General features: G+C 39.5%; 20 protein-coding genes. 12 read left to right on the top strand and 8 right to left on the bottom strand.

All coding sequences use genetic code 11. The features are described 5' to 3' along the window. Window positions 1-125 precede the first annotated feature (125 nt). A complete protein-coding gene (locus V7K61_RS24330) occupies window positions 126-2,129 on the bottom strand; it encodes a PP2C family protein-serine/threonine phosphatase (RefSeq protein WP_335057260.1) in 2,004 nt (667 codons plus the stop codon). A 317-nt stretch (window positions 2,130-2,446) separates the two neighbouring features. On the opposite strand from V7K61_RS24330, the gene V7K61_RS24335 reads away from it, so the two are divergent. Both V7K61_RS24335 and V7K61_RS24340 read left to right on the top strand, forming a co-directional pair. Continuing rightward, window positions 2,447-3,049 carry an IS4/Tn5 family transposase DNA-binding protein gene (locus tag V7K61_RS24335; protein WP_335057262.1) on the top strand — a complete coding sequence of 201 codons (603 nt, stop codon included), beginning with the start codon at window positions 2,447-2,449 and terminating at the stop codon, window positions 3,047-3,049. Continuing rightward, window positions 3,028-3,369 (top strand): IS4 family transposase, encoded by a 342-nt coding sequence (locus tag V7K61_RS24340; protein WP_442936360.1) that lies wholly within the window; start codon window positions 3,028-3,030, stop codon window positions 3,367-3,369. Before V7K61_RS24335 ends, V7K61_RS24340 begins: the two co-directional genes overlap by 22 nt. A gap of 249 nt (window positions 3,370-3,618) precedes the next feature. Here V7K61_RS24340 and V7K61_RS24345 read toward each other — a convergent pair whose 3' ends face one another. Further along, window positions 3,619-4,065, bottom strand: coding sequence for a TOBE domain-containing protein (locus tag V7K61_RS24345; RefSeq protein WP_335057264.1), 447 nt, complete (start codon window positions 4,063-4,065; stop codon window positions 3,619-3,621). Between the two features lie 372 nt (window positions 4,066-4,437). Here V7K61_RS24345 and V7K61_RS24350 point away from each other — a divergent pair, with 372 nt between their 5' ends. Further along, window positions 4,438-5,235, top strand: coding sequence for a hypothetical protein (locus V7K61_RS24350; protein ID WP_335057266.1), 798 nt, complete (start codon window positions 4,438-4,440; stop codon window positions 5,233-5,235). A 436-nt stretch (window positions 5,236-5,671) separates the two neighbouring features. Here the strand turns inward: V7K61_RS24350 and V7K61_RS24355 are convergent, their stop codons facing one another. After that, window positions 5,672-6,331: a sugar transferase gene (locus V7K61_RS24355; RefSeq protein WP_335057617.1), complete on the bottom strand. Its 660-nt coding sequence runs from the start codon at window positions 6,329-6,331 to the stop codon at window positions 5,672-5,674. A 572-nt stretch (window positions 6,332-6,903) separates the two neighbouring features. Further along, window positions 6,904-7,719, bottom strand: a complete 816-nt coding sequence (locus V7K61_RS24360; protein ID WP_335057268.1) for a WecB/TagA/CpsF family glycosyltransferase — start codon at window positions 7,717-7,719, stop codon at window positions 6,904-6,906. Between the two features lie 1,142 nt (window positions 7,720-8,861). Between V7K61_RS24360 and V7K61_RS24365 the strand changes: the two genes are divergently transcribed. Further along, window positions 8,862-9,155, top strand: a complete 294-nt coding sequence (locus V7K61_RS24365; RefSeq protein WP_335057270.1) for a hypothetical protein — start codon at window positions 8,862-8,864, stop codon at window positions 9,153-9,155. Between the two features lie 2 nt (window positions 9,156-9,157). Here V7K61_RS24365 and V7K61_RS24370 read toward each other — a convergent pair whose 3' ends face one another. The 3 genes from V7K61_RS24370 to V7K61_RS24380 form a co-directional block, all read right to left on the bottom strand. Further along, entirely contained in the window at window positions 9,158-9,838 is a 681-nt protein-coding gene (locus V7K61_RS24370; protein WP_335057272.1) for a response regulator transcription factor, read from the bottom strand. After that, window positions 9,828-11,279, bottom strand: a complete 1,452-nt coding sequence (locus V7K61_RS24375; protein ID WP_335057273.1) for a sensor histidine kinase — start codon at window positions 11,277-11,279, stop codon at window positions 9,828-9,830. Before V7K61_RS24375 ends, V7K61_RS24370 begins: the two co-directional genes overlap by 11 nt. Before the next feature lie 385 nt (window positions 11,280-11,664). Further along, the gene (locus V7K61_RS24380; protein ID WP_335057275.1) at window positions 11,665-13,803 is read right to left on the bottom strand and encodes a WD40/YVTN/BNR-like repeat-containing protein; all 2,139 of its coding nucleotides are present in this window, start codon (window positions 13,801-13,803) and stop codon (window positions 11,665-11,667) included. Between the two features lie 304 nt (window positions 13,804-14,107). Here V7K61_RS24380 and V7K61_RS24385 point away from each other — a divergent pair, with 304 nt between their 5' ends. The 8 genes from V7K61_RS24385 to V7K61_RS24420 all read left to right on the top strand — a co-directional run bounded on the left by V7K61_RS24385 (window position 14,108) and on the right by V7K61_RS24420 (window position 24,171). Further along, complete coding sequence (locus tag V7K61_RS24385; RefSeq protein WP_335057277.1) at window positions 14,108-15,556, top strand: GumC family protein; 1,449 nt, start codon at window positions 14,108-14,110, stop codon at window positions 15,554-15,556. Continuing rightward, the gene (locus V7K61_RS24390) at window positions 15,553-16,845 is read left to right on the top strand and encodes an O-antigen ligase family protein (protein WP_335057279.1); all 1,293 of its coding nucleotides are present in this window, start codon (window positions 15,553-15,555) and stop codon (window positions 16,843-16,845) included. Before V7K61_RS24385 ends, V7K61_RS24390 begins: the two co-directional genes overlap by 4 nt. A 54-nt stretch (window positions 16,846-16,899) precedes the next feature. Continuing rightward, a complete protein-coding gene (locus V7K61_RS24395) occupies window positions 16,900-18,171 on the top strand; it encodes a lipopolysaccharide biosynthesis protein (protein WP_335057281.1) in 1,272 nt (423 codons plus the stop codon). Window positions 18,172-18,294: 123 nt separating this feature from the next. Beyond that, entirely contained in the window at window positions 18,295-19,359 is a 1,065-nt protein-coding gene (locus V7K61_RS24400; RefSeq protein ID WP_335057283.1) for a polysaccharide pyruvyl transferase family protein, read from the top strand. A 201-nt stretch (window positions 19,360-19,560) separates the two neighbouring features. After that, window positions 19,561-20,529 carry a glycosyltransferase family 2 protein gene (locus V7K61_RS24405; protein ID WP_335057285.1) on the top strand — a complete coding sequence of 323 codons (969 nt, stop codon included), beginning with the start codon at window positions 19,561-19,563 and terminating at the stop codon, window positions 20,527-20,529. 69 nt (window positions 20,530-20,598) lie between these two features. Next, window positions 20,599-21,588, top strand: a complete 990-nt coding sequence (locus V7K61_RS24410) for a glycosyltransferase family 2 protein (protein WP_335057287.1) — start codon at window positions 20,599-20,601, stop codon at window positions 21,586-21,588. 381 nt (window positions 21,589-21,969) lie between these two features. After that, window positions 21,970-22,992: a glycosyltransferase family 2 protein gene (locus V7K61_RS24415; RefSeq protein WP_335057289.1), complete on the top strand. Its 1,023-nt coding sequence runs from the start codon at window positions 21,970-21,972 to the stop codon at window positions 22,990-22,992. Window positions 22,993-23,121: 129 nt separating this feature from the next. Next, window positions 23,122-24,171: a glycosyltransferase family 2 protein gene (locus tag V7K61_RS24420; protein WP_335057291.1), complete on the top strand. Its 1,050-nt coding sequence runs from the start codon at window positions 23,122-23,124 to the stop codon at window positions 24,169-24,171. 126 nt (window positions 24,172-24,297) lie between these two features. On the opposite strand, the gene V7K61_RS24425 is transcribed toward V7K61_RS24420, so the two are convergent. Continuing rightward, the gene (locus V7K61_RS24425) at window positions 24,298-24,852 is read right to left on the bottom strand and encodes a 1,2-dihydroxy-3-keto-5-methylthiopentene dioxygenase (RefSeq protein ID WP_335057293.1); all 555 of its coding nucleotides are present in this window, start codon (window positions 24,850-24,852) and stop codon (window positions 24,298-24,300) included. Between the last annotated feature and the right edge of the window lie 250 nt (window positions 24,853-25,102).

The following is a 25,102-nucleotide window of genomic DNA, read 5'->3' on the forward strand; positions in this document are numbered from 1 at the left end:
CTGCAATATTTCTCATCAACATTACGACATTCATAAGGAATATTGTAATATTCCTCATCAGCATTACAATATTCCTTATCAATACTGCAATATTTCTCATCAACATTAAAATATTTCGGTATAACCTACTTTCCAGTCGAACACGCTGACTGCACTTTTTGGGGAAGTTGCCGACAAATCTGTTGGAATCCTTGAGGATTAATTTGCCACCAAGCAAATAATCCCAGACTTGTACCCCCCACAAGTAACGCCAACACTCCCCCCAGCATTACCAAACGTTTATCCCACTTCGGTTTTGTAATTAAAGTTGGTGGAATTTCTGGGTTGAGAGGTGGTTCCTCTGAAAGATCCAAATCTAAATCCAAATCTAGATCCAAATCTAGCAAAGCTTGCGAACTTTCTGTAAAAGAAGTTGGTTCTTCTAATTCCTCTAGTTCTTTTAGTTCTTCTAATTCCTCTTCCTGTATTTCTGCTTCTATAATCTCTTCTGGCAACGCCGGAGTCACAGGTACTAAATATTCTGGAGAAACACGGCAATAGGTCATCACAACCGAAGTATTATCACGCCCATTTTTTTCATTTGCCAAGTTAATCCAGTTGCGGACAGCATCTTCAACAGTCATTTGCCCTGTTAACACGGGTATTGCATAATCCTGCCAAGAATGTTCCACCCAGTTATTATCACTTAAACCATCAGAACACAGCAGCAAAATGCCATCTTCTTCCAGAATAAATCGCTGAAGTTTGAGACGCAAAGATTCTGAATCTCTTGTTCCCAATGCTTGAGTTAAGGCACTTGCATCTGGTCTAAAAAGTGCCTTTCGATACAAGCTTTTAGCCAAACGTACTTCTCGCGTTGCCACATCATCATCTACTGTTAGTAGCTGACAATAATTGCGAGTAATCCAATAGGCCCGGCTATCGCCAACATTAGCCAAATAAAGCTCATGGGTATTATTTGATTGCCACCCAGTACTTGTCTGGACTCGTTGTGGAACTTGCAACGCCATGACAATAGTTGTAGCCATGCGTTCTTTGCCCTGGCGTTTTTGTTCGTTATTGCGGGCACAAATTACATTATTTACCACCCGTAAGCTTGCTTCTAATTGTTCCTGCAACAACTCAGGTGGAAAAAGTGCAGTTTGTTCTGTCACCTCAGTTAGTAAAGCGCGAATTTGCAACTTTACAGACTGCACTGCCAACTGACTCGCAACCTCACCGCCTTCATGCCCGCCAATGCCATCGCAAACAATTGACAAGTGGCGCAATAAAGGTTCATCTAAATCACTCAAACTATTGGGATAGCAAGCATCTTCATTTTGCGCCATTATTGGGCCAATATCTGTAGAACCTGCCACGTTCAAGACTAATGGCAATTCTGCCGCAGCTGCTAGTAGTAAATTATTGAGTTGAATATTAATCGCCTCTAACTCAATCTCAGTTTCACACATCTCCTGCACAATGTTCTGTAACCCCTTGGCTACTGATGCCTTTGCAGAAGCTACCCAAAACTGCCAACACTCCCCCAGATTTTGTAAACTCAGCTTTTCATCAGCTGGTGTTTGGTAGAGTTCCAACAGTTGCACACACCAACCTTCGACTCTCAAGTTGTCTATTACTAATAAACTGCGGCTAAGTCCCAATTCTGCTAGAGGTGTCCAAAGTTGGAGAATTTGCCACAGCCAATAAACTTGTCTTACTGCCGTGGCTTCCTCCCAAGCCTCAACAATAGTTGGATAGATATTTCCTGTCTTATCTATCGGCGCATTTTCCAATAAGAGGATATCAGTTGTATCTTGCTCAAGATTACTAACAAACCCATAAGCCTGGGGCAGATGTAACCGCTCTTGATATAACTGTAAATAAGGAATTACTTCTGTTGGCAATTCTTCAGGTACATCTGGCGGCAGTCCCGGTTGAGTATCCAGCCAAATCTGTTGTTTAATTACCTCATACCTATCGGCTACCTTTGTGCCTGGTGGGATGTAAGCAGACAATGAGCCAGTCGCCCAAAGATAGCGATGAACCAAAGGAGTTTGGCAACTAGCACAAACGTTATCTCCCATAGGATTAATGGGGCTATTACAGCGTGGATTTATACAAAAAATTATCAGTTGAGTAGAAATCATAAATATAGGAGTCAGGAGTCAGAATTCAGGATTCAGAATTCAAGAGTCAGAATTTAGAATTCAGAATACTCTACCCAAAAAAGGATAGAGTTTGGGAATGGTAATATGTAATACTTATTTTTGCCTACAAAGGACAAGGTTTTAAACCAATATTTACTTACTAAACCCCAATAACCCCACTACGCTTCGTCTCCCCTCCCGAAGAGCGGGGTTATGGTGTACACACAAGTCGAATTACCCCCCTTAATCCCCCCTTATAAAGGCTTGTCATTACCAACATATTTTAAAGTGAGGTAGGGGTGTATTAGAGTCAGAGTATGAAGTTGGAAAATTTCACAGACCTCAATGCTTGGGCAGTTGAGCAATGGGCAGATGCCGAATTAGGCGATAGTCGTCGTACAGATAGAGCGATCGCTGTCGGAGCAGCAATGGTAGGCAACCCAGGGGCAAGTCTGCCAAATATTATGTCAGGCTGGAATGAAGTCAGGGCAGGGTATAGATTATTTGCTGAAGAAGACGTTACCCACAGTGAGTTGATCAAACCACACACAGCAGCAACAAAAGCAATAGCGAAAAATAGTTCTGACTCAGTCGTCCTATTTATCCAAGACATATCAGAACTAGACTACACAGCAGCGCGAAACATTGAGGGATTAGGACATATAGGTGATGGAAAAGGGCGAGGAATTATGCTGCACAATTGCTTGGCAGTAGTACCAGTACCAGGAACGAGCGAGATATTGGGACTGGCAGGACAAATACCTTGGGTACGTGGTAGCGATCGCCAAAATCGACAAATCGAGAACATTTCACAGGAATTACTGAGAACCGAAAGTGAGGGTGAAATTTGGTCGCAGATGGTCGAATCAATCGGAGAAGCTCCACAGTCAGATTCAATGTGGGTTCAGCAAATGGTTTAGTTACATTACTTGGTTTTTTTGCCATCGTTGCTGTGCGATTGTTACAGTTACGCGAACTTAGTCGCAATAATCCGCTATTGCCTGCTCAACATTTTGTGCCCCCGATGATGCTGAATATTTTGATTGCTCGTCTTGGTTTGTTGTCAAATAATTTCACTATTGGTGAGTTTTGGAAATCCGTTGCTCGTTTGGGTGGTTTTCTCGGTCGTAAAAGTGATGGGCTTCCTGGTTGGCAAACTTTATGGCGCGGATGGTGTCGATTGATAGATATGTGCTGGGCTGCTGATTTTACAACCCAGTCTCTTGAAAAATGTTGGTAATGACAAGCCTTAAAAAGGGGGGATTAAGGGGGGTAATTCGACTTATGTGTACACCGCAGCTTAAAAAGGGGGGCTAGGGGGGATCAATTAGTGCCTAAAATACACAGCCAACCACTTTTTAAACAACCTCTTATCGTGTATTCCATTGATACGAAAACAGTTATGTACATAAGCGATCGCATCATTTATATATACTCAAGTGAAGAAAGTTTATTCTCTTAATATCTAATGCCCAAAATCAAGGTATTTCTATTCTCTAGCAATGACAATATCGTTAGATTTAATAACTGCATAAGCTTCTTTTCCCTCAGATAATTCCAACTCTTCTGCGGAAGCTCTGGTGATAATCGAAGTTAATTCTACTTTGTGAATAATCTCCAAAGTAACCTCACTATTAACTGCTCCATAAACAACTCGTTTAACCACACCTTTAAGAATATTGCGAGAGCTAACTTTTAGTGATTTCTTTTGAATATTACTTTCTATGTCAGGCTTTTGAGTGTAATAGATATCTTCCTGTTTTTCTTGCTGAGTTGCTGGTGATATTGGTGTTGAGGACTGCTGAGTGAGACTACGCACGAGTTCCCGCAGAATCTCAGTCTTAGTGCGTTGAGACTGTTCGCAGAACTCCTCTAGAATCTTCCGCTCGTCCTCTGAGGTTTGAAATGTAACCCATCCTTGTTCTTTTCTTGGCATAATAATATTATCAATTTTGGTTATCTTGGTAAAATTCTACCAAGTGTCAATTCGATACGTCGTTTTAGTAATAACATTTTTTGTCGGTATTTTCGGCATTTTTATCGCAAACTAATCAACTATTCTCATATAGTTAACTACATATATATTTATTTTTTTGTAGATGCGAAATATTTTGTTACTTGAAATTGTCTAAATCGTCACTAAAATGATACCAACTAAGATGGTATAACATTGGTCTATAGTATTTGTTGGGATAGCTACGCTTACGCAAGGATAATCTAACAGAAAATTCCACTGGCGTAGGCGTAGCCCGTCGCAGACATCGCGTGAGTGCCGTAGGATTATTTAACGTGAGTTTACAGCCGGGGGATGAAACACCTAAAATCACGTTCTCAAGACCTGCGGAGTTTATTTGAGAACAATATCACCATTGAATACGTGGCAGAACCGCTGAAAGCTATGCCAGCTGATGCGGAGGCGAAAGAAGTGCTGCATTGGATGCAAGCACAAAATTTTGATGTTATCGGCGTTGAGACAGGAGATATTATTAGTGGTTATGTAGAACGCTCTAGTTTGATCCCAGGTAAATCTGGTAAATGTAGCGACTATCAACGGGTGTTTCATCCCAAAGAACTAATTGCCATTTCCACTCCACTGATAAAGTTGCTACCCATTTTGCAACAAACTCCGCGATTGTTTGTCTTGGATTGCAATCAGGTAAGTGGTATTGTTACCTGCGGTGATTTGCAGAAAGCACCCGTGCGAATGCTACTGTTTGGCTTAGTAACGCTGCTAGAAATGAATTTGCTGCGGCTGGTGCGGATTTACTATCCTCAAGATTCTTGGCAAAAAGTCCTTAAACCTGAGCGTTTAGAAGTTGCTCAAAGACTATGGCGAGAGAGTCAGGAAAGAAACGAAGCCACGGATTTGTTAGATTATCTGCAATTCTGCGATAAGCGAGAGTTGATTTTAAATCAACCAGAACTTCTCCAGCAACTAGGACTAAAATCAAAACGGTTTGGCGAACGTTTCCTCAAGTCTGCTGAACAGTTGCGAAACCGATTAGCTCACGCCCAAAGTTTAGTTAGTGGTTCCTCTTGGACAGAGTTGATTTCTCTAGCAGAAGCGATGGAAAAGCTGTTAATTCATTGTGAGGAAGTTGAGTAAAGATAAATCATCACAAAGACGCAATAAATCGCCGTCTCTACAAAAGAATGATTATTGTAGAGACGGCGATTCATCGCGTCTCTTGCCTTAACGTAATTTTGAATAAAGTCGATCTTACAAGATGTTTGAAAAGTTATGTTGTCGATATCAAAAGTTTTAGCTCCCTCTAAATCCCCGTTTTAAAGGGGATCTTTGATTCCAGTTAGCCCCTTTTTAAGGTGGCTAAGAGGGGATTTAAAAGTATCTAACGTCATAGCAAAACACTTTTCAAACAACCTCTGAAATCATCTAATTGAGTCAGAGACAATACTTCATCTGCGATGTTTACGACGGGCAACTCTTGGAGACACACTTGCGTTTGCTTACATAATTTTAGAGCAATTATTGCAAGCTTATTTTTGAGTAAACTTATAACTGTTTTTCTGTCAACTGTAGGTTAGCAAGCACCGCTCTTATTTGACACAACTTTTAAAGTTTTCAAGATGAGAGTCATATCATAAACTATAGACCACTTACGTTGGTAGTCTAAGTCCATGTGAACAATATCTTCAAAGTCTTTAATACTGGAGCGACCATGAGCTTGCCATTCACCAGTCATACCCGGTTTGACATTCAACCTTTCCCAGTGGTGCTTTGAGTAGTGTATCACTTCATTAGGAGTGGGAGGGCGGGTACCGACTAGACTCATTTCCCCCAGCAGCACGTTCCAAAACTGAGGAAGTTCATCTAAGCTAGTGCGGCGGAGAAACTTTCCTACACAGGTAATGCGGGGGTCATTCTCATTTTTGAATATCTGATCGCTTTGAGCTTCATTCTTAACTAGATGCTTAAGTTGGTCAGCTCCGACTGACATCGAACGGAATTTCCAAATTCGGAAGTGACGCCCATTCAAACCACAGCGAATTTGACTGTAAAATATAGAACCTGGGCTATCTAACTTAATAGCGATCGCAATAGGAATTGCTAAGAATACTGTAATCGATAGCCCAATAACAGCACCCAAGATGTCAATCATTCGCTTGGCTTTACTGATGACAGAGGGATGAACTGGAACCTTAACTTTAGGAAGAGTATGGGTATTATCTAGAACTTGCATATCAAAACGATGGGAAGTAAAAGTATTAGACATGGGTAATTACAGTTTCATTAGGTAAATTTATGAACTTGTTAGCCTGTATATTTACTTATTTTAGTAACCTGTAAAAGCGGGAATGAGACTTTCTAATAGGTTAAGCAAGTAAATATGTCACCAGTCAACATAATTCGTAATTGATAATGACGCTCCTGCGTCGCTAACGTAATTCGTAATTATTTTTGTACCCTCTTTAATTACGAATTACGAATTAGTAATTATTTGGTCAATCTGTTCTTTAAGATATTTGCAATGACGGTAGCGATCAATACTTCATGTTTAAGCATTCAACATCGTTACAACGGCGTCATAATTCTCATAAATTTCAAACACTGAATCCATCTGAGTCAGTTCCAAGATCGTCCGAACAGGTGCTTGCAAATTGCAAATTAACGAACGACAGGCACTTGAACGTATAGACTAAACCCCCTTAAGTAAAGCGATTAAGCCTGAACTATCTATAAAATCTACTTTGACTAGATGAATAACCCAAAGAGTAGTGTTACAAGCAACTTTTAATCACTCTTGGTGATGAATTAAAAGTTCAAATCGTTTTCAAATCCAGACTTATTTCGTGCAGCTAATGTGATTTGGCTACTTTGTTCTTCACTTTGGCGTCGAGCAAACGCGTAGGTTAGTAGTAAACGTAAAAAGATAAAGTTGCCTAGAAGATAGCGCTGCCAAAGTCGAGTCGGTTCCATTGCCAGTCGCCACAGCCACTCCATACCAACAGAGCGAATTGGATAGGGGGCACGGGTCACACGTTCAGCCATAAAATCGAACAGACCGCCCACACCCATACAAGTGATACGAGGCAATTGGCTAGCGTATTGGTTAATCCAAATTTCCTGTAGGGGTACGCCCATCGCCACTAACAGCAGGTGCGGGCGGGCTATCCTAATAGCCTCTAATACTTGCTGCGTTTGCGATTCAGGAAAATAGCCGTGCTGAGTTCCGGCAATTATCAATCCAGAATATGCTTTCTTGAGGTTAGCTGCCGCTTCTTCAGCTACACCCGGCTTACCACCGAGAAAATAGACTGATAAACCTTTTGCTGCCCCTTCTTTGCACAAAGCTGGAACTAAGTCAGTGCCATTGAGATTATGCACCAATGGCGTACCCAATAAAGCACTACCCCAACGAACTCCGCTCCCATCTGCCAACAACAAATCACTCTGTTCTAACGCCTTTGCCAATGCTGGGTTTTTGGCAGCAGTTACCATCGTGTGGGCGTTAGCATAATACACTCGACCACCCTGCCGCTTCAGCAACTGCGCCAGTAATAGTTCAATTGCCTCGTATAAAGGCATACGATCAAAATCAGTATCGAGAAAACTAACTCGGTCTGCCATATAATTTAATGCTCGCCATCTGGAGTTGCAAAATAGTAGGATTCAGAGCATTGCCCATATTTTCTGCTCACCGGAGATTTACTGACAGTGTTATAGATTAATTGACACAAAAAATTATGGCTGCTGGTAAGTGAGCATCACCTGCAACAAAACTGAAATCCTTGATCTGTCAGGGCTTTTGAGATACTTAACTTTTTAATGTGTAAGTACCAATAAAAAATTTGATCCGAATTGAGAATTTATTCACAAGGTTGAGTAAAAACCTAGTGAACCCTACGTATACTTTCGTACGCAAATACCGATATAAAATACTATCTGGTGGCTACTTAAATTATTTTTTATACAGTATCCTAATGAGGAATAAAATTATCCAGCTAACTATCCGTTTGGCTGTGGCGTACAGATAGTCTAAATTTCATAATAAGGTAATTAGGCAGGATAAAACAAACGTATGTTTAATTTTTTCAAACCTATACAATAACCAATTTATAAGCTATTTGGTGAATTTACATTTCTTCACATAGCTTTGTTTTTTAACGCCGACTGACCGACTACACCATATAAAAAACCAAAAAAATCAGAGATTTTGACAACTACGGAAATTAAGATAACAAACAATTATTGCCACACAGAATTGGTGTTGAACAAATGATATGTTGAGTGAAAATATTTCAAGTAGCGAGTGAGAAGCTTTGTTTATCTCGTCATTTCTCTAGTCAGATAATAATGGCAGTCTGTGGAGTTGTCAGATTGCAAGTTAATTGCTTATGCTCTTTATCTGTTAATGACTTGAGCCTGCCTGGGAAAAAATCAATCTTTATTCGTAAGAATTCAGGAGTCAGAATTCAGAATTCAGAATTCAGAATAGTTAAAGAATGAGGATAAAATTTGATACATAAATGTACTAATCATGCTGCATTCCTTTTAAATTCTGACTTCTGACTTCTGGGTGCTGAATTCTTACCTTTATTCTTTCTATCTTTTTGCTCTTAACTGATGATTTAGCTCAACTTATTCGCCCAAAGCCTTATTATTACGTCCATTCAAGGCGGTTACGCCATCGCACTTCCTTGACGATCGCTAAAACCATTTTCTAGTAGGAATTTCCCATTTGCAGATAAGTCTAAAGATATGAAAAGACTATGAAAAGACACCGAATTATGGTTGTTGGTAGCAATGTCATGACCGTGCAGCGCGTCAGCAGTCATTGCCTAAAACAAAATGCAGAAGTTTTTCCATATTATTGTATTCCCACGCCGGAAGAGATCGCTTTGTTTGAACCTCATGTATTGGTGCTATGTCTACCCATACCTGAGCAATTCCAGCATCAACTACTTCAGCCTTACATTTTGTGGTCAGAACAACTCGTGAATAACATCTCACCACTGGCTACAACTTTTACAGAATTATCTGACTGTTTACATAAATTCCTCTAAGCTTAAATTAACCCTTGGCGTACAGCTAAAGCTGCTGCTTGAACGCGATCGTCAACGCTAAGTTTGTTGAGAACCATACGTACATAAGACTTGACGGTTCCAAGTGAGAGGTAGAGTTGGTTTGCAATCTGCTGGTTTGAGCGTCCTTGTGCAATAAGTTTAAGAATCTCGCGTTCGCGATTACTGAGAATAGGTTGCGCTATTACCTGAGATACAGGAACATCAGGAGCGACAGCAGTTGACCTAAGCATCCGAGCAACTTTTTGAGCGATTAGAGGATCTAAGTAAGCACCACCTTGAAGTATCAATTGAATAACAGCGATGAGCTGTTCCCATTCAATGGTTTTAAGACAGTAACCATCAGCACCAGCTGCAAGCATCCCCATTACCTGGATATCGTCGTCGAAGGCACTTAAGGCTAGAACACAAGTAGTTAAGGAGTTACTTTTTATATGCTGGGTGGCTGTAATCCCATCCATAACTGGTAGATCGATATCCATTAAAACTACATCTGGTTGGAGTTGGCTAGCTAATTCAACAGCCTCTCCACCGTCCAATGCCTCTCCAACTATACTAAAACCAGGTTCTAGGCTAAACTGCCCTTTCATCCCTCGGCGGATTAAAGCGTGATCGTCAACTAATAGAACCCGTACAGTTTTCTCTTTGTCAATATTAGGTATCATTATTACTACATCTGGTTATATTCTGTTCATCGTTGCAATCAAGTTTATTTATGGCACTTGGGAGAGTAAACCAGAAAGTACTTCCTTTTCCAAGAGAACTTTCAACACCAATGTTTCCTCCGTGAGCCTCAATAATTTGACGACATAAGTACAGACCAAGCCCACTTCTCCCACGATGCCCCCGTCCTTGAATAAAGCGGTGGAATAGTTTTTCCTGAGCTTGCGGTGCAATTCCTGAACCGTAATCGCGCACCGAAACCCGCACTTGTTCTTCTCCATCAGGCGTTATCTCAATCAGAATTTCCCCGTTAGGCTTACTTACCCGCACAGCGTTATCAAGTAAGTTTTGTAGAACCCTTTGAATTTCTAATTCATCACCATAGACAGTTGGCAGCAATTGAGAAGTTTTACAAATGAAGGCTAACTCAGATGTAGATGTTGCTTTTATCTGACTAATTACTTTAATTAAAATCTTTTCCCAATTCAGGCGATCGCACATTAAACAAGTGCTGTGTGCTTCATAACGGGAGATATCTAAGAGCAGTTCCACAAGCTTAAGCAGATCCTCATTAGCTTCATGGTACTCTTGAAAAACTTCCTTCCAAGTGTCATTTACTGAACCAAAAGCTCCTTTGAGCATACAATCTAAAGTGTTACGAGTGGCAAGTAAAGGAATACGTAGGTCGTGGGAAAGTGCAGATATCATGTCTTCAAGCTGTTGGTTACGCACCTCAATACTTTGTTGACGATGACGAGTCTTATCAGCGATCGCGTTAAGAACTCCAGCTAGTTGCCCGATCTCATCTAGAGAAGAATGGGAGAGTTGCACTTCCATTTGTCCCGCTTGCCAAAGTTTACAAACTTGTGTCAATTTGCTTAATGGAAGTTTGACTCGCCAATGCAACAACTGGAGATTTAAAATTGCTCCTAACAAAATGATTAATGTGCTGAAAATATTGATCGCAGTGTTAATATCATTTAAATACTGTACGCGATTTTTGCGAACCCTCAAAAGCATCTCTTCGTGCTGCATGAGTTTCCTAATCTCGTAGTGCAAGGAATCAAATAAAGTGCTTTTTGTGAGAGCAGAATTCCTTACAGAACCAGAAAGCGCTTTTTGCTTCAACTCCCTTTGCCACTGGTTATAGATATATCTAATTTTATCGAGTTGTTTTATTTGATCGGGGTTGTCTTGTACGAGATTGTACAGATGGTTGAAGCTGTTGTGGAAGTTGGGCCTCTTCTGACGATAATCTATAAGATTAGTTTGTCCCTGAGTGGAATTTTCTAGAAAACCTTTTTCTTGATTATCTATCACAGCATTGAGTAGACGTTCTCCTTCTCGCCCTACGATTAAAGCATGAGTTACCCGGTCATATACTTCATGATTTAGGTGTGCTATCAAGAGGTTGAAGACTTGCTGTCCGAATAAATACAACACTAGCAGTAAAATACTAGTATGCAGAGGGTTTAAAAAATTACCTTTCCTAGATGAATGAATTAAGAAAGGTATCAAGCTAATAGCTATCACTATCTAATATCTCTACCACCTTAATTAAAGTTACCTAGAATACTACTTAAAACCCGTATATTACAGCACCCCAAAAGCTTTGCTGATGTTTAGCTGTCATTCCATAAGCGTTAACTATACATATACTACATATCCGTATACCTCATATTAACAACCTAATTGTATTAAATAACGTTGCAAAAATTATCCTCCTCTGTTTTTTACAAAAATTAACATAGAACACAAAAATTAATAATCTTTTAGCTTTGTGGTTTTCATCCAACTGATGTCAGTTGTACAAACAATGGTATTTTTTTTACGGGCTACCTCGATATATTCCTCTACCGTTAGTGCCAATAAAGACTAGTCCGAATTTCTGCCAGCTAGCCTCCATTACATTAGGCTCATTGCCCATAGGTTGGTGTAAAAAGGTGATATTTATCCATGTTTTTCCTTTGTCGAGAGAGCGAAATACTCCTTCGCCCATACCAGCAATTTCCCCATACAAATACAGTGCAGGAATTTTGCTTCCCTTTTGTGCTTTACCAAGAGCGAATAAATGAGCTTTCTTCACTTTCGGAATCTGGGCAAAGTTCACACCGCCATTTGTTGAGCGATAAAGTCCGTGAGAGTTAAGACTGAGCCAAACTTCGCCATTAACCCCCGGAACTGTTTTGAGCATAGACCAACTTTCTGAAGGCAATGATGAGTTTACAATCCTAAAGGATGCGCCTCCATTCTTACTACGGTATAACTGGCCACGACTGTAATAGTAAAAAGTGTTGCCATCTAATTTGTCAGCTACTAATGGTTGACCCCAGTACCACGGGCCTTTAGGACCTTTGGGTAATCCTGATACTTTGCTCCAAGAACATCCGCCATTGGTTGTGCGAATAGGCTGTCCTTGATGAATAATTGCGACAAATAGATTTGGATTTGTAGCTGACATGGCTACACGCAATGGGATTGTGTTCTTCGGAAACGAGGAAAATTTTTTCCATGTCAGGCCCCCATCTCCCGAAGTTGCTCCCGTATAAGTATTGTTCCATCGATTACCACCAACACGTACCATTTGTGAAGGATTGCTTTCGCTATAAGCAAGGCCATAGGTATCCTGGAACCGAGGACTATTTTTGCCGCCAAACTGCGTAGATGGGTAGACATCTAGCCCATTGCTGTGGTCAAACCCATCCGTATCAGCAACACCGCTCAACAATTTAGAGCCACTTCGAGGCGAGGCTAGGGCGAAGCTAACTATCTGCTCATGTCCTTTTTCATAGTTCGACCAAACAGATGACTCTGCGTTGATGTTGTCTGTCCGCCATGTTCCATACCAGTCTGTTAACCATAACCGTCCAGGAGTTTTTGGGTCAAACTCAATAGCTGAGGTTGCGGAGGCAAAATACCAGTCAGGCCACCAGGGCACTTGGGGTTTCAAGGTATGCTGTTTCTGTTGCCATGTAGCTCCACCATCAGTAGATTGAAATATTACACGATCGTTTGTTGTGGAAACATACTGGTCGTAAACAATTAAAAGGTGATTGGGATTCCTTGGATCTACAGAAATGGCATTAAATGTAGTTTTCGCGTTACTTGGTGTGATATTGCTCCAAGTACTGTTTGCATATTTGCTGACACCTGACGTATGCGTGACATACAGAACTTTGTCCTTTGCGAGAGCCATTCGATTCACGTGTGATGGGCTTCCTGGTATTTTGCTCCAGGTAACACCTGCATCAGTGGATTTATATATGCCATCTCCATAGGCATTGGCATAGACTAGTCCAGATACATTTTTGCTAAATACAATACCTGCAATTCCAATCTTTGCTTCCGACTTTTCGGGAAAGGAGCTAACCTTGCCCCATGTTGTACCACCATCTGAAGACTTCCATAGCCCATTCAACCGCGAGCCAAATAAAATAAGATTGGAATTAAAGGGATTCAGGGCTAGCCTCTCTCCTAGCCAACGTTTAGTTTCATTGCCACCCATTGGCAAGTCTATTTTCAGCTTATTCCAGGTTTTACCGCGATCGCTCGATTTAAAAATTGTTCCTAATCCACCCCAATCAGTAGTATATTTCCCTGCTGCGATGTAGACAATATCTGGGTTATTTGGGTCAAGTGCTAAGGCTTCTCCCCCGTAGTAATTGCTGTGTCGCAAGCTAAATATATCTGTTAGCGGAATCCATTTGTAGTCTTTTGAATTCCAACGATAAAAGCCCCCCATATCAGTTCTGATATAGGCTAGATTTCGCTCTCGTGGATGCAAATAAATGCCTGTAACATAACCACCTCCTCCGATAGATACATTAGCCCAGTGATAGCCTGATGTAGTACTCCAACTAGATTTAAGGGGTGTAAATTTGACGACAATAGCTAGCGTAAGTATAGCAATACAAATTGTTTGCGCTAGCAGCCTCCAGAAACGGCGATCGCTCATTGCTATTTTCATAAGATTTGCAAGTATTTACTTTACTTTACAAGAAGTAACTTAAAGCAAAGTAAATCACGTACAGCTAGGTGGATATCTGGGTGGATAATTTTATTGAACCCTAGAGGATGCTGTCTGCATTGAGACAATATTGACCATCAGGCAGTTTTTTCATTGCTGTTTAAGAAGGAAACTTTAATAAGAATTATTAATAAATTTTTAAGCGACTATGTAGTACGATCCTGTAAGTTTACTTAGGCGAATCGCAAAACCCCACCTAGATTTTGTAATTCCGCAGCCAGTTCCCGACTTTAGAGGATTTTTAATGGCCAATCATACAGAAATCTCTGCGGTTTACCCTAGCAGTTTGAGAAAATTAGTAACCAAACAAGGATGTTGGCAGCGTTACTTACTTCTAGGTCTAGCTACCAACATAGCATTTTGGACTGCAACTTTTCTTTATTTAAAGCTTACACCACCGACCTATACTAGTTCTTCAGCTATTAATCTGCCAGGAGCATGGTCAAATGCCAATATTAATTTACCAGACATTGGCTATGCTAATTATGAAAATGTCTCTCCATACGCTGCTCTTGCTTCTCAAGATCCAAGAGAAATTTATAAATTTATTGCTGAAAGCGACCCTATATTAAAAGCGGCAGCGGATCAACTTAATATGTCTTTAGAAGAGTTTGGCAAACCTCGGCTCAAGCTAATAATTAATACTTCCATGATGAGCGTTGACTTTGAAGGCGCGAGTCCCCAGGAAGCTCGAAATAAATCTTTAGCTTTTTACAAAGCCTTGCAAGCAAGACTCAGTATGCTACGAAATCAAGAAGCTGTTCAAAGAGATATAGGTTATCAAACTTCCCTAATTTCTTCGCAAAACAAATTAGCACTTGCTCATAAGCGCCTTGCCGATTACAAAGCACGTTCAGGTTTGAACTCGGAAGATCAAATTAAGGATCTGACAACTAACATTGAACAGTTACGTAGACAACGATCTGAAATAATCGGTCAACAGCAACAGGCTACTACTCGTCTGGCACAATTATCGAATAATTTAAAACTATCTGCTGGACAAGCTACAGATGCTTTTACCCTTCAAACAGACCAGATATTTCAACAGAACTTAAAAAATTATAGTGATGCTACCGCTTCTGTGGTTGTTTTAGAATCCAAATTTTTGCCTAGCCATCCGACATTAATTACAGAGCAAGCGAAAAGAGATGCTGCTCAACAGGCCCTGCTAGCTCGAGGTGAGTCTCTTTTAGGGCGAAAAGTCACTTTGGCAGTTCTAAAGCAGTTAAGCCTTAGTAGCAATAACTCTGGTAACAGCGTTCCTCGAGACGCTCTTTCCCAAGAATTAGTTGTAGTTCAGGCAGACCAAAAAGGATTCACCGCTCAAGCTCAAGCAATAGAACAACAGATTAACCAGCTTGAGAGTAGGCTCAAGAATTTAACACAGTTGGAAAGCACCTTGGATTCGCTGAAACGAAATACGCAAATTGCGGAAGCGGTCTTTTCTTCCAATTTGACCAGACTGGATATTGGCAAGTCCAATACTTTTGGATCTTATCCACTGATTCAACTTGTTATACAGCCTACATTACCTGAGAAACCGACTTCACCAAAAGATAAATTGGTTTTACTGGGTTCAACTTTAGGCTCCCTTTTCGTATCCCTTGGACTGGTGTTACTTTGGTGGCGCGAACGTAAAAATTTAATATCCGATAAGACTGGAAGTACAGAGAGGAAGAGAATGGAACAATGAAACCTCAAAACTTTGAAGAAAGTCTTGTTTGGTATTGGGTAATTAGTACCTATGTATTTTATTTTATTGGTATTTTATATCCTGTAAATTTCGTATTAGCCTGGATACTGTTTTTTTACCTATGTAAGCGGCTTTGGAACCAAACAGCGCACACTATTATTGAAAAAAGAATCAAAGTTTATTGGATACATTGGGTTTGGATTGTCTCTATTCTGGTCATAGCGATCGCTACAATTGTAGGCTGTATAAATTATGATGTAGGTACAAATCAAACTCTTAGGTCATTAATTAATTGGTTTACAGATTGGGCTTTGCTAGCACTATTTCCATTAAGCGGCTGTCTCAATATTCGACCACAACTAATCTATAGAGCCGTCTGTATCTTATGCCTTCAAAGTTTGATTTTAATTCCCTTCTTTTATCTAGCTTGGATATTAAAGTTACCTGCACTACTCTATTCTTCTCCAATTGAAAGATTAATACAGAATGGTGAGCTTTTTTACAATGTAAATCTCTATGGTAGTGATTACGGTACAAATGATGTCCGTCTATTTCTATTTGCACCTTGGGCACCTGCGCTAGGTCTCATTGGAAACATCTATTTCTTCCTTGCTCTTGAAGAACGTAACAATAAGTGGCGCTTCATTGGTATAGTCGGCTCTTTAGCTATGAGTATAGTATCTGTTTCTCGCTTATCTTTTATAGCTTTACCGATAGTTTTCATATTAGTTTTGTTGCTTACAAAGATTACTAAACCTACTACGCAAATTGCGATTGGGTTTGTTAGCTTTTTAGCAGGTATTTTTAGCACGGCACTTGTTAGTACTATTAGGGATGCTAAAGAAGCATTTTATAATGCTAGACCAGACTCTTCGCGAGTGCATGAAGCTTTAGGTGTAATTGCCTTAGAGAAATGGAAAGAAGCTCCTATCTGGGGTCATGGTTTTCGAGAAGCACCAGGGCCGAAAGCATTAGCAGAGATGCCTATCGGCTCTCACCATACTTGGTTTGGTCTCTTGTTTGTTAAAGGGATAGTTGGCTTCATTGCCTTTTTAGTACCAATTTTATTGAGTTTTATAGTTTTGCTGATTAAAGCCCAGAAAAGCACAATTGCCAGGGTAGCATTGTATTTTCTTATCACTCTATTACTTTTTACATTTAATGATAGCCAAGAGGCTTTAGCTTATCTATACTATCCCGGTTTAATCATCATGGGAATTGCATTTAAAGAAGAAGTGCAGCTTCCTAAAGCTTCTCTTCATAAGAAGCCTGAAGCTGCTTATACTTAAATTTTAAATTGATTGATAAAAAATATTTTCTAATTGTCTCTTAAGGATGCCCTCATGTTAATCAAAAAGCTAAGGCAAAAAGTATCTAGTCAATATGTGCGTAATATTGGTTGGATGGGGGGGGCGGAGTTAGTAAATCGTGTTTTCCGGTTAGGAACAACAATTACTTTATCTCACCTGTTAAATCCCTACGATTATGGATTGATAGCAATCGTTTTGACTACCAATGAATTTGCAACTGTTTTTACCTTAAGAGCTGGAATTGGCTCTAAAATTATTCAGGCAGCAGAGAAGGATCTGAAAATTATTTGTCAGACATCTTACTGGCTTAATTGGATACTATGTGGAGTAATGTTTATTCTTCAGTGTCTTGCCGCTTTACCGATTGCTTTGTTTTATAGTAATAACCAAGTTATCTTGCCTATCTGCGTTATGGCATTAGTCTACTTAATGCTGCCAATCTTTGCAGTTCAATCTGCCTTAATCCAGCGAGAGAACCGCCTGAAAATTACAGCATTATGCAATGCCACGCAGTCAATCCTAATCAATATTATCACTATAGCTTTAGCTCTATTAGGGATGGGAATGTGGGCTGTTGTTATACCTATTGTTATTACGACTCCAGTATGGATTGTTATCAATCTGATGAATCATCCTTGGCGTCCTACCATGTCGTTTAGTTTTAATAAGTGGCAGGAAGTTGTTAGTTATGCTAGAAATATTCTTGGAGTTGAGTTACTAAATAAGCTAAGAGGTAATCTTGATTACCTGATCGTTGGACGTTTTTTAGGAGTCCAGGCGCTAGGAATTTACTATTTCGCTTTTAATGCTGGGTTAGGAATCAGCATGAATGTTATAAATACAATGACTTGGTCTTTATACCCCCATCTTTGTGCCGCTAGGGGAAACGTTAAGGAGTTTCAAGAACGTTATTTTAGTAGCCTCAAAACATTTGCCTTAATTGTATTTCCATTAGTTTTGCTACAGTCAAGTCTAGCTCCATTTTATGTCCCAATTGTTTTTGGGCAAAAGTGGGTAACAGCAATTCCAATATTGATAGTTATCTGTTTGTCAGCTCTACCACGCCCATTTGCTGATGGCGCTTCTATGTTACTTAACTCTGTAGATAAAAGTCACATTAATCTTTACTGGAATCTAATTTTTACTGTGATTTTTACAATTTCATTACTAGTAGCTGTAAAATGGGGAATTTTTTGGGTAGCCGTTGCGGTGCTAATGACTCATCTATTAGCATTACCTCTTTACAGCATTTGGGCTAGCAAATATGTTTTAGATAAAACGCAATCTTTATCAATCGCAAAATAAAAATTAAATAGCTCTCAGGATTTAATTAAAGCTAAGTAAAAATTTGGCTTTTTATAGAAATAGCTGCTTCTAGCTACACTAATTCATTGAGAAATAACGAATAACAACGAGGAACTAAAATTCATGGCTACCCCCCAACCGGAACAGCTGAAAGAAGTTCTGCATAAATCACTAGGAAAATTAGAGAGATTTCAAGAGTGTGCATTACTAGACTATCCCGACTATCCTAATATTGGCGATCACCTTATCGGGTTAGGTACTGTACTCTATTTAATCAATGTGCAAAAAACAAAAATTAAATATACTGCCAGTCCTAATAACTTTTCTAGCGAAGTAATGGAAGAAAGAATTGGAAAATCTCCTATTTTCCTGCAAGGAGGAGGGAATTTAGGCGATCTTTGGACTGCTCATCAAAAATTTCGCGAACAGATTATTTCCAAGTACCGGGATCAACCAATAATTATTCTACCACAAAGTATTTATTTTGTTGAAACAACCAATTTGATGGAAGCAGCAAATGTATTCAACTCACATCCTAATTTGACTTTATTTGTCCGTGATGACTACAGCTATGAACTTGCTCTAAAATATTTCTACAACTGTCAGGTGATTAAAGCACCTGATATGGCTTTTGAAATGGTCAACTTACCTGGTTTATTATCGAGATATAACGGCAGCAACTCTATTTTGTATCACTATAGAAATGACAAAGAGTTGAATCCAAGTGATTCTCAGACTTCTATTGATCTCCCTAATTTAGTTGTAGAAGATTGGACTTCTTTCAAATATGACACAACTGAACGCATGGAGCGAGTTCGGGAAGGTTTGCAAAAAGGTACAGTGATTCCTGGTGAGTGGATATACCGACATCTCTGGAAATACTTCCATCATTATTCCTTTGGATTCAATAGCTTATATAACTCCTCAATGCATCTTAAATCCTTAAGTTATATGCATCATGGAATGTATCAATTCAAGCAGCATCGTCTAATTATTACAAACCGCTTGCATGGACATATTCTCTGCATTCTTATGGGTATTCCTCATGTCTTTCTACCTAATGCTTACCATAAAAATGAGGCATTTTATCAAGCTTGGACTCACTCGATTCCCTTTTGCAGATTTGTAAAAGAACCTTCACAAATTCAGATGGCTGCACAAGAACTCTTGGAACTATTCCCAAACTAACTGGTTTATGCTCTGCCTACACTAGGTAATAATTCAGCACCCAGAAGTCAGAAGTCAGAATTTAAAATAAATGCAGCATGATTAGTACATTTATGTATCAAATTTTCTCCTAATTCTTTAACTATTCTGAATTCTGACTCCTGAATTCTTACTACACTAAGACTTACAAAAATCCTTCTACTTTCTATCTGGTTAAACTCTATGACAACTATATCCGTTATTATTCCCGCTTACAATGCTGAACGCACTATTTTAGAAACGATAAAATCCGTTCTTCAACAAACCTTTTCTGATTTTGAGCTAATTGTTATTAATGATGGCTCAACCGATCGGACTTTAGAACTATTGAAGACTGTTGAAGACTCTCGTCTCAAGATTTTTTCATACAGTAATGCTGGTCTATCAGTAGCTCGTAATCGTGGTATTTCTCATGCCACTGGAGAGTTTATGGCATTTCTCGATGCCGATGACTTATGGACACCTGATAAATTAGAGCTACAACTAGCAGCATTGCAAAAACATCCAGAGGCAGGACTTGCTTATAGCTGGACTCTGAACATGAGTGAAACAGCAGAGATTTTTCACCCTGGTCATAATGTAGTTTATGAAGGTAATGTGTATGACAAATTATTGCTCAGTAACTTTATTTCCAATGGTTCCAATCCTTTAATTCGTAAACAAGCAATTGAATCTGCTGGAGAATTTGACCCAACACTTTCTTCTGTGGAAGATTGGGATTATTGGTTTCGTGTAGCACAGCATTGGGATTTTGCAGTAGTTCCCAAACCTCAAATTCTCTATCGTCACTCTTCAAAATCTATGTCAACTAAAGTTGAGAAGATGGAGAAATATTTGCTTATTGTCTTGGAGAGAGGCTTTCAAGCAGCACCGCCAGAGTTACAAAATCTTAAAAATCAAAGCCTAGCAAATATCTATCAATATTTAACGGGCATGGAACTAGCTCATGTGACTAATAGAGAACAGGTCAACCAGGCTGGTCGTAAATTGTGGAAGACGGTTTCTTTATATCCTCAGATTTTGCGAGAAAGAGTAACTCAGCGTTATTTAATGAAATGGCTAGTAATGCAAGTCCTTTCTCCTCGAATTGCTAAGTACTTGACTCGACCTTTTTCTTTGGCTAGGTCTGTTGCGGTTCCAAAGCTGCAATAGAGGCTTTTATGAGAAAGCAACCTTTTGATACTAATTAGCTAGTAGAATTTAGCAACTTATTGAAATCATATGCCAACTATATCTGTCATTATTCCCGCTTACAATTCTGAGCGCACAATTGTCGATACAATTGTCTCAGTACAACAACAAACTTTTTCTGATTTTGAGATAATTGTGATCAATGATGGTTCAACAGACGGAACTCTTAAGCTACTGGATGAGTTGAAAGATAGTCGTATAAAAGTCTTTTCCTATGAGAATGGGGGTTTATCAGTAGCTCGTAACCGTGGTATCTCTCATGCCAAGGGAGATTTTGTAGCCTTTCTTGATGCTGACGATTTATGGACAGCCGATAAGCTAGAACTTCAGTTAGAAGCTTTGCAGAAAAATCCAGAGGCAGGTGTTGCTTATAGCTGGACTTATTTTATGGATGAACAAACTGGAAATTGCCATATTGATCGGCCGATCTTTTTCCAAGGTAAGGTTTTGGCGAATTTATTAACCTGGAACTTTATTGCTAGTGGTTCAAATCCCCTAATCCGTAAGCAAGCAATTGAATCTGTCGGAGAGTTTGAACCTTCAGTATCAGGAGCAGCAGATTGGGATTATTGGCTACGTTTAGCTGCCAAATGGTCTTTTGTTGTAGTTACTAAACCGCAGATTTTTTATCGTCAATCTTCAAATTCAATGTCATCTAAAGTTGAATTTATGGAAGACTGTCAGTTCAAAGTCTTGGAGCGAGCTTTTCAATCAGGATCGCCAAAAATTCAAATCTTGAAAAATCATAGTTTAGCTTATGTTTACCGATATTCTTGTAGGCTGTGTCTCACAAGAATTACAGGTGATGAAGGAGTTGAAAAAGCAAGCAAAAAATTGGGGAAGGCAATTCAGCTATATCCAAAAATTCTTCTGGAAAAGGAAACTCAAAAGCTAATTATTAAATTGTTGTTGAAAAAAATACTTGTAGAAAATATTTCTGCATACTTGCTCCAGATTATTAGTAAAATTCGCGTTACTCATGTTCAAAAATTAAATATTCATGAAAAAAGAATCGGTTGAGGTAAGTTGTAGTACTTGCCACTTGGTAACTCAATGGGATAGTTACTCAGTCTTATTCTGGATAATGGTGGAGCGATCGCTTGCTAAGAATTTCAATCAGACTATCCACACGCAGAATATAATGTATTGTGAAACACAGTAAATTGTATTAAGTAACGAATACTAGAAGTAAGTATTTTACATTATCCGGTGAAAAGTTAGGAAGTGGGGTTTGTCTTATAACTAGGTGGATAGCCAGGTGGATAAATATCTCACTTTTTTAGATGCTATCACTAGAAGGTGCGATCGTATCCATCAGATAGTATTCCCATTGGCATATCAAAGATTACTGTACTACCAGTAAAACCTGAGAGCAAACTGAAACTAAAATCGGTCTGGAAAATGAAAAAAGTTTCTGTAATTATTCCGGTTTATGGAGTCGAGAAATATATAGCTGCTACTGTACAATCTGTTCTTGAGCAAACCTATACAAATTTCGAGCTTATAATTATCGATGATGCTTCTTTGGACAGGAGTATAAATATCTGTCAGCAATTTACTGACCCCAGAATTAAAATTATTCGTCAGGCAAATCGAGGAGTATCTGGAGCTAGGAATACTGGTATTCGTCATGCTCAAGGAGAATATTTAGCTTTTTTAGATGGAGATGACCTTTGGTTGCCAGAAAAGTTAGAAAAACAGATTGCTCACTTAGAAAATTCACCAGCAGTCGGTGTTAGCTTCAGTCGTTCTGCTTTTATTGATGAAGCTGGACAAGCTTTAGGTACGTATCAGATGCCCAAGCTTAAAGAAATCACACCATCCTATTTACTCAGTTGCAATCCGGTTGGTAATGGCTCTGCTGCGGTAATGCGCAGAGAAGTTCTGGAAGCGATTAAATTTCAAGATAATCTTTACGGTACTAATGAAGATTGTTATTTTGATGAACGCTTACTCCAATCAGAAGATAACGAATTTTGGATTCGTATTTCCATTAAAAGCAATTGGCAAATAGAGGGCATTCCAGAACCCTTGACTTTGTATCGAGTTAATTCAAAAGGGCTTTCAGCAAATATGCTCAAGCAGTTAGATTTTTGGGAAAAGCTAATTGAAAAGACACGCTCCTACGCTCCAGAAATATTTACTCAAGGGGAAACACTAGCTAGAGCTTACCAGTTGCAGTATTTAGCTCGTAATGCCGTAAGACTACGAGAAGGTTCAATGGCTGTAAAATTAATTAATCGAGCCTTAATAACTGACTGGCATATTCTTCTTGAAAATCCCAGAAGTACACTTTTGACAATGGTAGCAGCCTATTTACTTTTACTCTTACCTCAAAATGTTTACAATAAATTTGAAGCTCTGGTTTCAAATAATATAGTAGGGGCTAACCAAAAACGTCGTATTCTTCAAGAAGATATCTAGAAATAATTAAGAATTTTTCTATCAATAATTAAGAACTTTCTATGCCTAAAGCATAATTAGATTTCTTGCCTAGTGCATAGTAAATTTAATTAGATATTAATTAAAATAAATCAATGGGAATAGTCAACAATGAAGAAAGTTTCTATCATTATTCCGGTTTACAAAGCAGAAAAGTATATAGCTGCTACACTGCAATCGGCTCTGGAACAAACTTACGAAAACTTCGAGATTTTAATTATTGATGATGGCACTCCTGACAGAAGTATAGAAATTTGTCAGCAATTTACAGACCCTAGAATTAAAATTATTCGTCAAAAGAATCGGGGTTTACCTGGGGCAAGAAACACTGGTATTCGCCATGCACAAGGAGAATATTTAACTCTTTTAGATGCTGATGACTTATGGTTGCCAGAAAAATTAGAAAAACACGTTAAGCATTTAGATAATTCGCCTAATGTCGGGGTAAGCTTTAGCCGCTCTGCTTTTATTGATGATAATGGCAACCCTTTAGGTATTTATCAAATGCCTCAGATGCAGGGAATAACTCCAGCGATTATTCTTTGCCGCAATCCAGTTAGCAATGGTTCGGTAGCAGTAATTAAAAGAGAAGTTTTTGAAGCTATTGAATTCCAAGACAATCTTTACGGTACAGTTGAAAACTTTTATTTCGATGAGCGATCGCGTCATACTAATGGTGACTCAACAGATGTTGAATGTTGGTTTCGGATGTCTGTTAAGAGCGATCTGGAAATAGAGGGTATTCCTGAAGCTTTGACCTTATATAGGGTAAATTCAGGGGGACTATCAGCAAACTTGCTTAAGCAGTTAGATTCTTGGGAATTGGCAATCTCTAGGGCACGTTTATACGCCCCAGAAATAGTTAATCAATGGGAAACACTGGCTAGAGCTTACCAGTTGCGGTACTTAGCCCGTAGAGCAGTCAGCCTGCAAGATGGTGAAATGGCTGTGAAGTTGGTGAATCGAGCATTAGCAACGAACTGGCATATTCTCTCTAAAGAACCACGCCGTACACTGTTGACCCTGGGAGCTGCCTATTTCCTTCGGCTTTTGCCCCAGTTCCTTTACAGTCGAATTGAGACTGTTGCTTTAAAGACTACAGGATATACTCAAAGACAGCGCATTTCACAAGGCTTAGGCGGGAGCAACGCGATTTCGTGAGGTGGGTCAAAGGACGTGTATAAGAGTGTTCCAAAAAATAAATGATCCAAAACCCGTCATCGTGTTCGCCCTTGGCGTACGCAATGACAATTGGGCATTTTTTTACTTGGAGTACTCAAATAAGCTTTAACGCGGTTTTTGGATCGAATCACTCACTTGAGTCCCTGTATAATTGGGAACCCAACCTTCTGCAATTGCAAAATAGCGTATCCCTTTGAAATTCAACGATGCAGTTGGGCTGCACCAATGCTCAACGCCGCCGGGGATGTAGAGATAGTCTTGTGCCTGAACTAAAAGCTGTACCTGGCTGCCATCAAGTCGCACGAAGCCATAAATCATTTCTCCTGACAGCATATAGAGGGGTTCAGGCGCAACATGAGTATGGTAACGACTGTAGGTTGCGATCAGGTGGTGAAGATTGAACGAACCTGGATGCACATTTAGTAAGTCACACCAGAGAGCGCCATTTTCTTGCTGAAGAAATTCAAAGACGCTGTTATGGAGTTCTACGCAATAACGTTTCTCGGCCTCAGTTAAAACGTCCTGGTCTAGCAAATTAGGGAAGAGTAGCGATGTTCCTGGGTCGTAGTGTTTGAGTTGAATGCCAAGAGGCGCAAGTTCACGAGCTATTTCGCCTAAATCGCTCTCAATCGTACCGTCGTCAAGTAGTAGGTTAGCCATGACAAAAAGACTAATTAACTGTTAAGAAGAGTATACTAAATTTTGAGATGAAAAGCCACTATTCCCGATTGAGAAACCGGGGTTTAATTGACTGTTGACATCCTGCGATCGCAATTTTCATGTGAATTCGTAAGGATGGCAGATGTGCTCCCTTACACCACGCGATCGCAAACCGCTATAGTTAAATCCTCAATGCCCATCAAGAGAATAAATTTATCGCCAGAATGATGCTTATTGGTACCACTAGCAT

It is taken from the genome of Nostoc sp. (assembly GCF_036918015.1).
Lineage (GTDB): Bacteria > Cyanobacteriota > Cyanobacteriia > Cyanobacteriales > Nostocaceae > Nostoc.

What these genes read in the sequence shown, in the direction of transcription:
- V7K61_RS24335 (WP_335057262.1), top strand. Translation starts at nt 2,447, where the DNA reads ATGAAGTTGGAAAATTTCACAGACCTCAATGCTTGGGCAGTTGAGCAA.
- V7K61_RS24360 (WP_335057268.1), bottom strand. Translation starts at nt 7,719, where the DNA reads ATGGCAGACCGAGTTAGTTTTCTCGATACTGATTTTGATCGTATGCCT.
- V7K61_RS24405 (WP_335057285.1), top strand. Translation starts at nt 19,561, where the DNA reads ATGACAACTATATCCGTTATTATTCCCGCTTACAATGCTGAACGCACT.
- V7K61_RS24400 (WP_335057283.1), top strand. Translation starts at nt 18,295, where the DNA reads ATGGCTACCCCCCAACCGGAACAGCTGAAAGAAGTTCTGCATAAATCA.
- V7K61_RS24380 (WP_335057275.1), bottom strand. Translation starts at nt 13,803, where the DNA reads ATGAAAATAGCAATGAGCGATCGCCGTTTCTGGAGGCTGCTAGCGCAA.
- V7K61_RS24370 (WP_335057272.1), bottom strand. Translation starts at nt 9,838, where the DNA reads ATGATACCTAATATTGACAAAGAGAAAACTGTACGGGTTCTATTAGTT.
- V7K61_RS24425 (WP_335057293.1), bottom strand. Translation starts at nt 24,852, where the DNA reads ATGGCTAACCTACTACTTGACGACGGTACGATTGAGAGCGATTTAGGC.
- V7K61_RS24355 (WP_335057617.1), bottom strand. Translation starts at nt 6,331, where the DNA reads ATGCAAGTTCTAGATAATACCCATACTCTTCCTAAAGTTAAGGTTCCA.
- V7K61_RS24330 (WP_335057260.1), bottom strand. Translation starts at nt 2,129, where the DNA reads ATGATTTCTACTCAACTGATAATTTTTTGTATAAATCCACGCTGTAAT.
- V7K61_RS24385 (WP_335057277.1), top strand. Translation starts at nt 14,108, where the DNA reads ATGGCCAATCATACAGAAATCTCTGCGGTTTACCCTAGCAGTTTGAGA.
- V7K61_RS24410 (WP_335057287.1), top strand. Translation starts at nt 20,599, where the DNA reads ATGCCAACTATATCTGTCATTATTCCCGCTTACAATTCTGAGCGCACA.
- V7K61_RS24415 (WP_335057289.1), top strand. Translation starts at nt 21,970, where the DNA reads ATGAAAAAAGTTTCTGTAATTATTCCGGTTTATGGAGTCGAGAAATAT.
- V7K61_RS24390 (WP_335057279.1), top strand. Translation starts at nt 15,553, where the DNA reads ATGAAACCTCAAAACTTTGAAGAAAGTCTTGTTTGGTATTGGGTAATT.
- V7K61_RS24395 (WP_335057281.1), top strand. Translation starts at nt 16,900, where the DNA reads ATGTTAATCAAAAAGCTAAGGCAAAAAGTATCTAGTCAATATGTGCGT.
- V7K61_RS24345 (WP_335057264.1), bottom strand. Translation starts at nt 4,065, where the DNA reads ATGCCAAGAAAAGAACAAGGATGGGTTACATTTCAAACCTCAGAGGAC.
- V7K61_RS24350 (WP_335057266.1), top strand. Translation starts at nt 4,438, where the DNA reads ATGAAACACCTAAAATCACGTTCTCAAGACCTGCGGAGTTTATTTGAG.
- V7K61_RS24365 (WP_335057270.1), top strand. Translation starts at nt 8,862, where the DNA reads ATGAAAAGACACCGAATTATGGTTGTTGGTAGCAATGTCATGACCGTG.
- V7K61_RS24420 (WP_335057291.1), top strand. Translation starts at nt 23,122, where the DNA reads ATGAAGAAAGTTTCTATCATTATTCCGGTTTACAAAGCAGAAAAGTAT.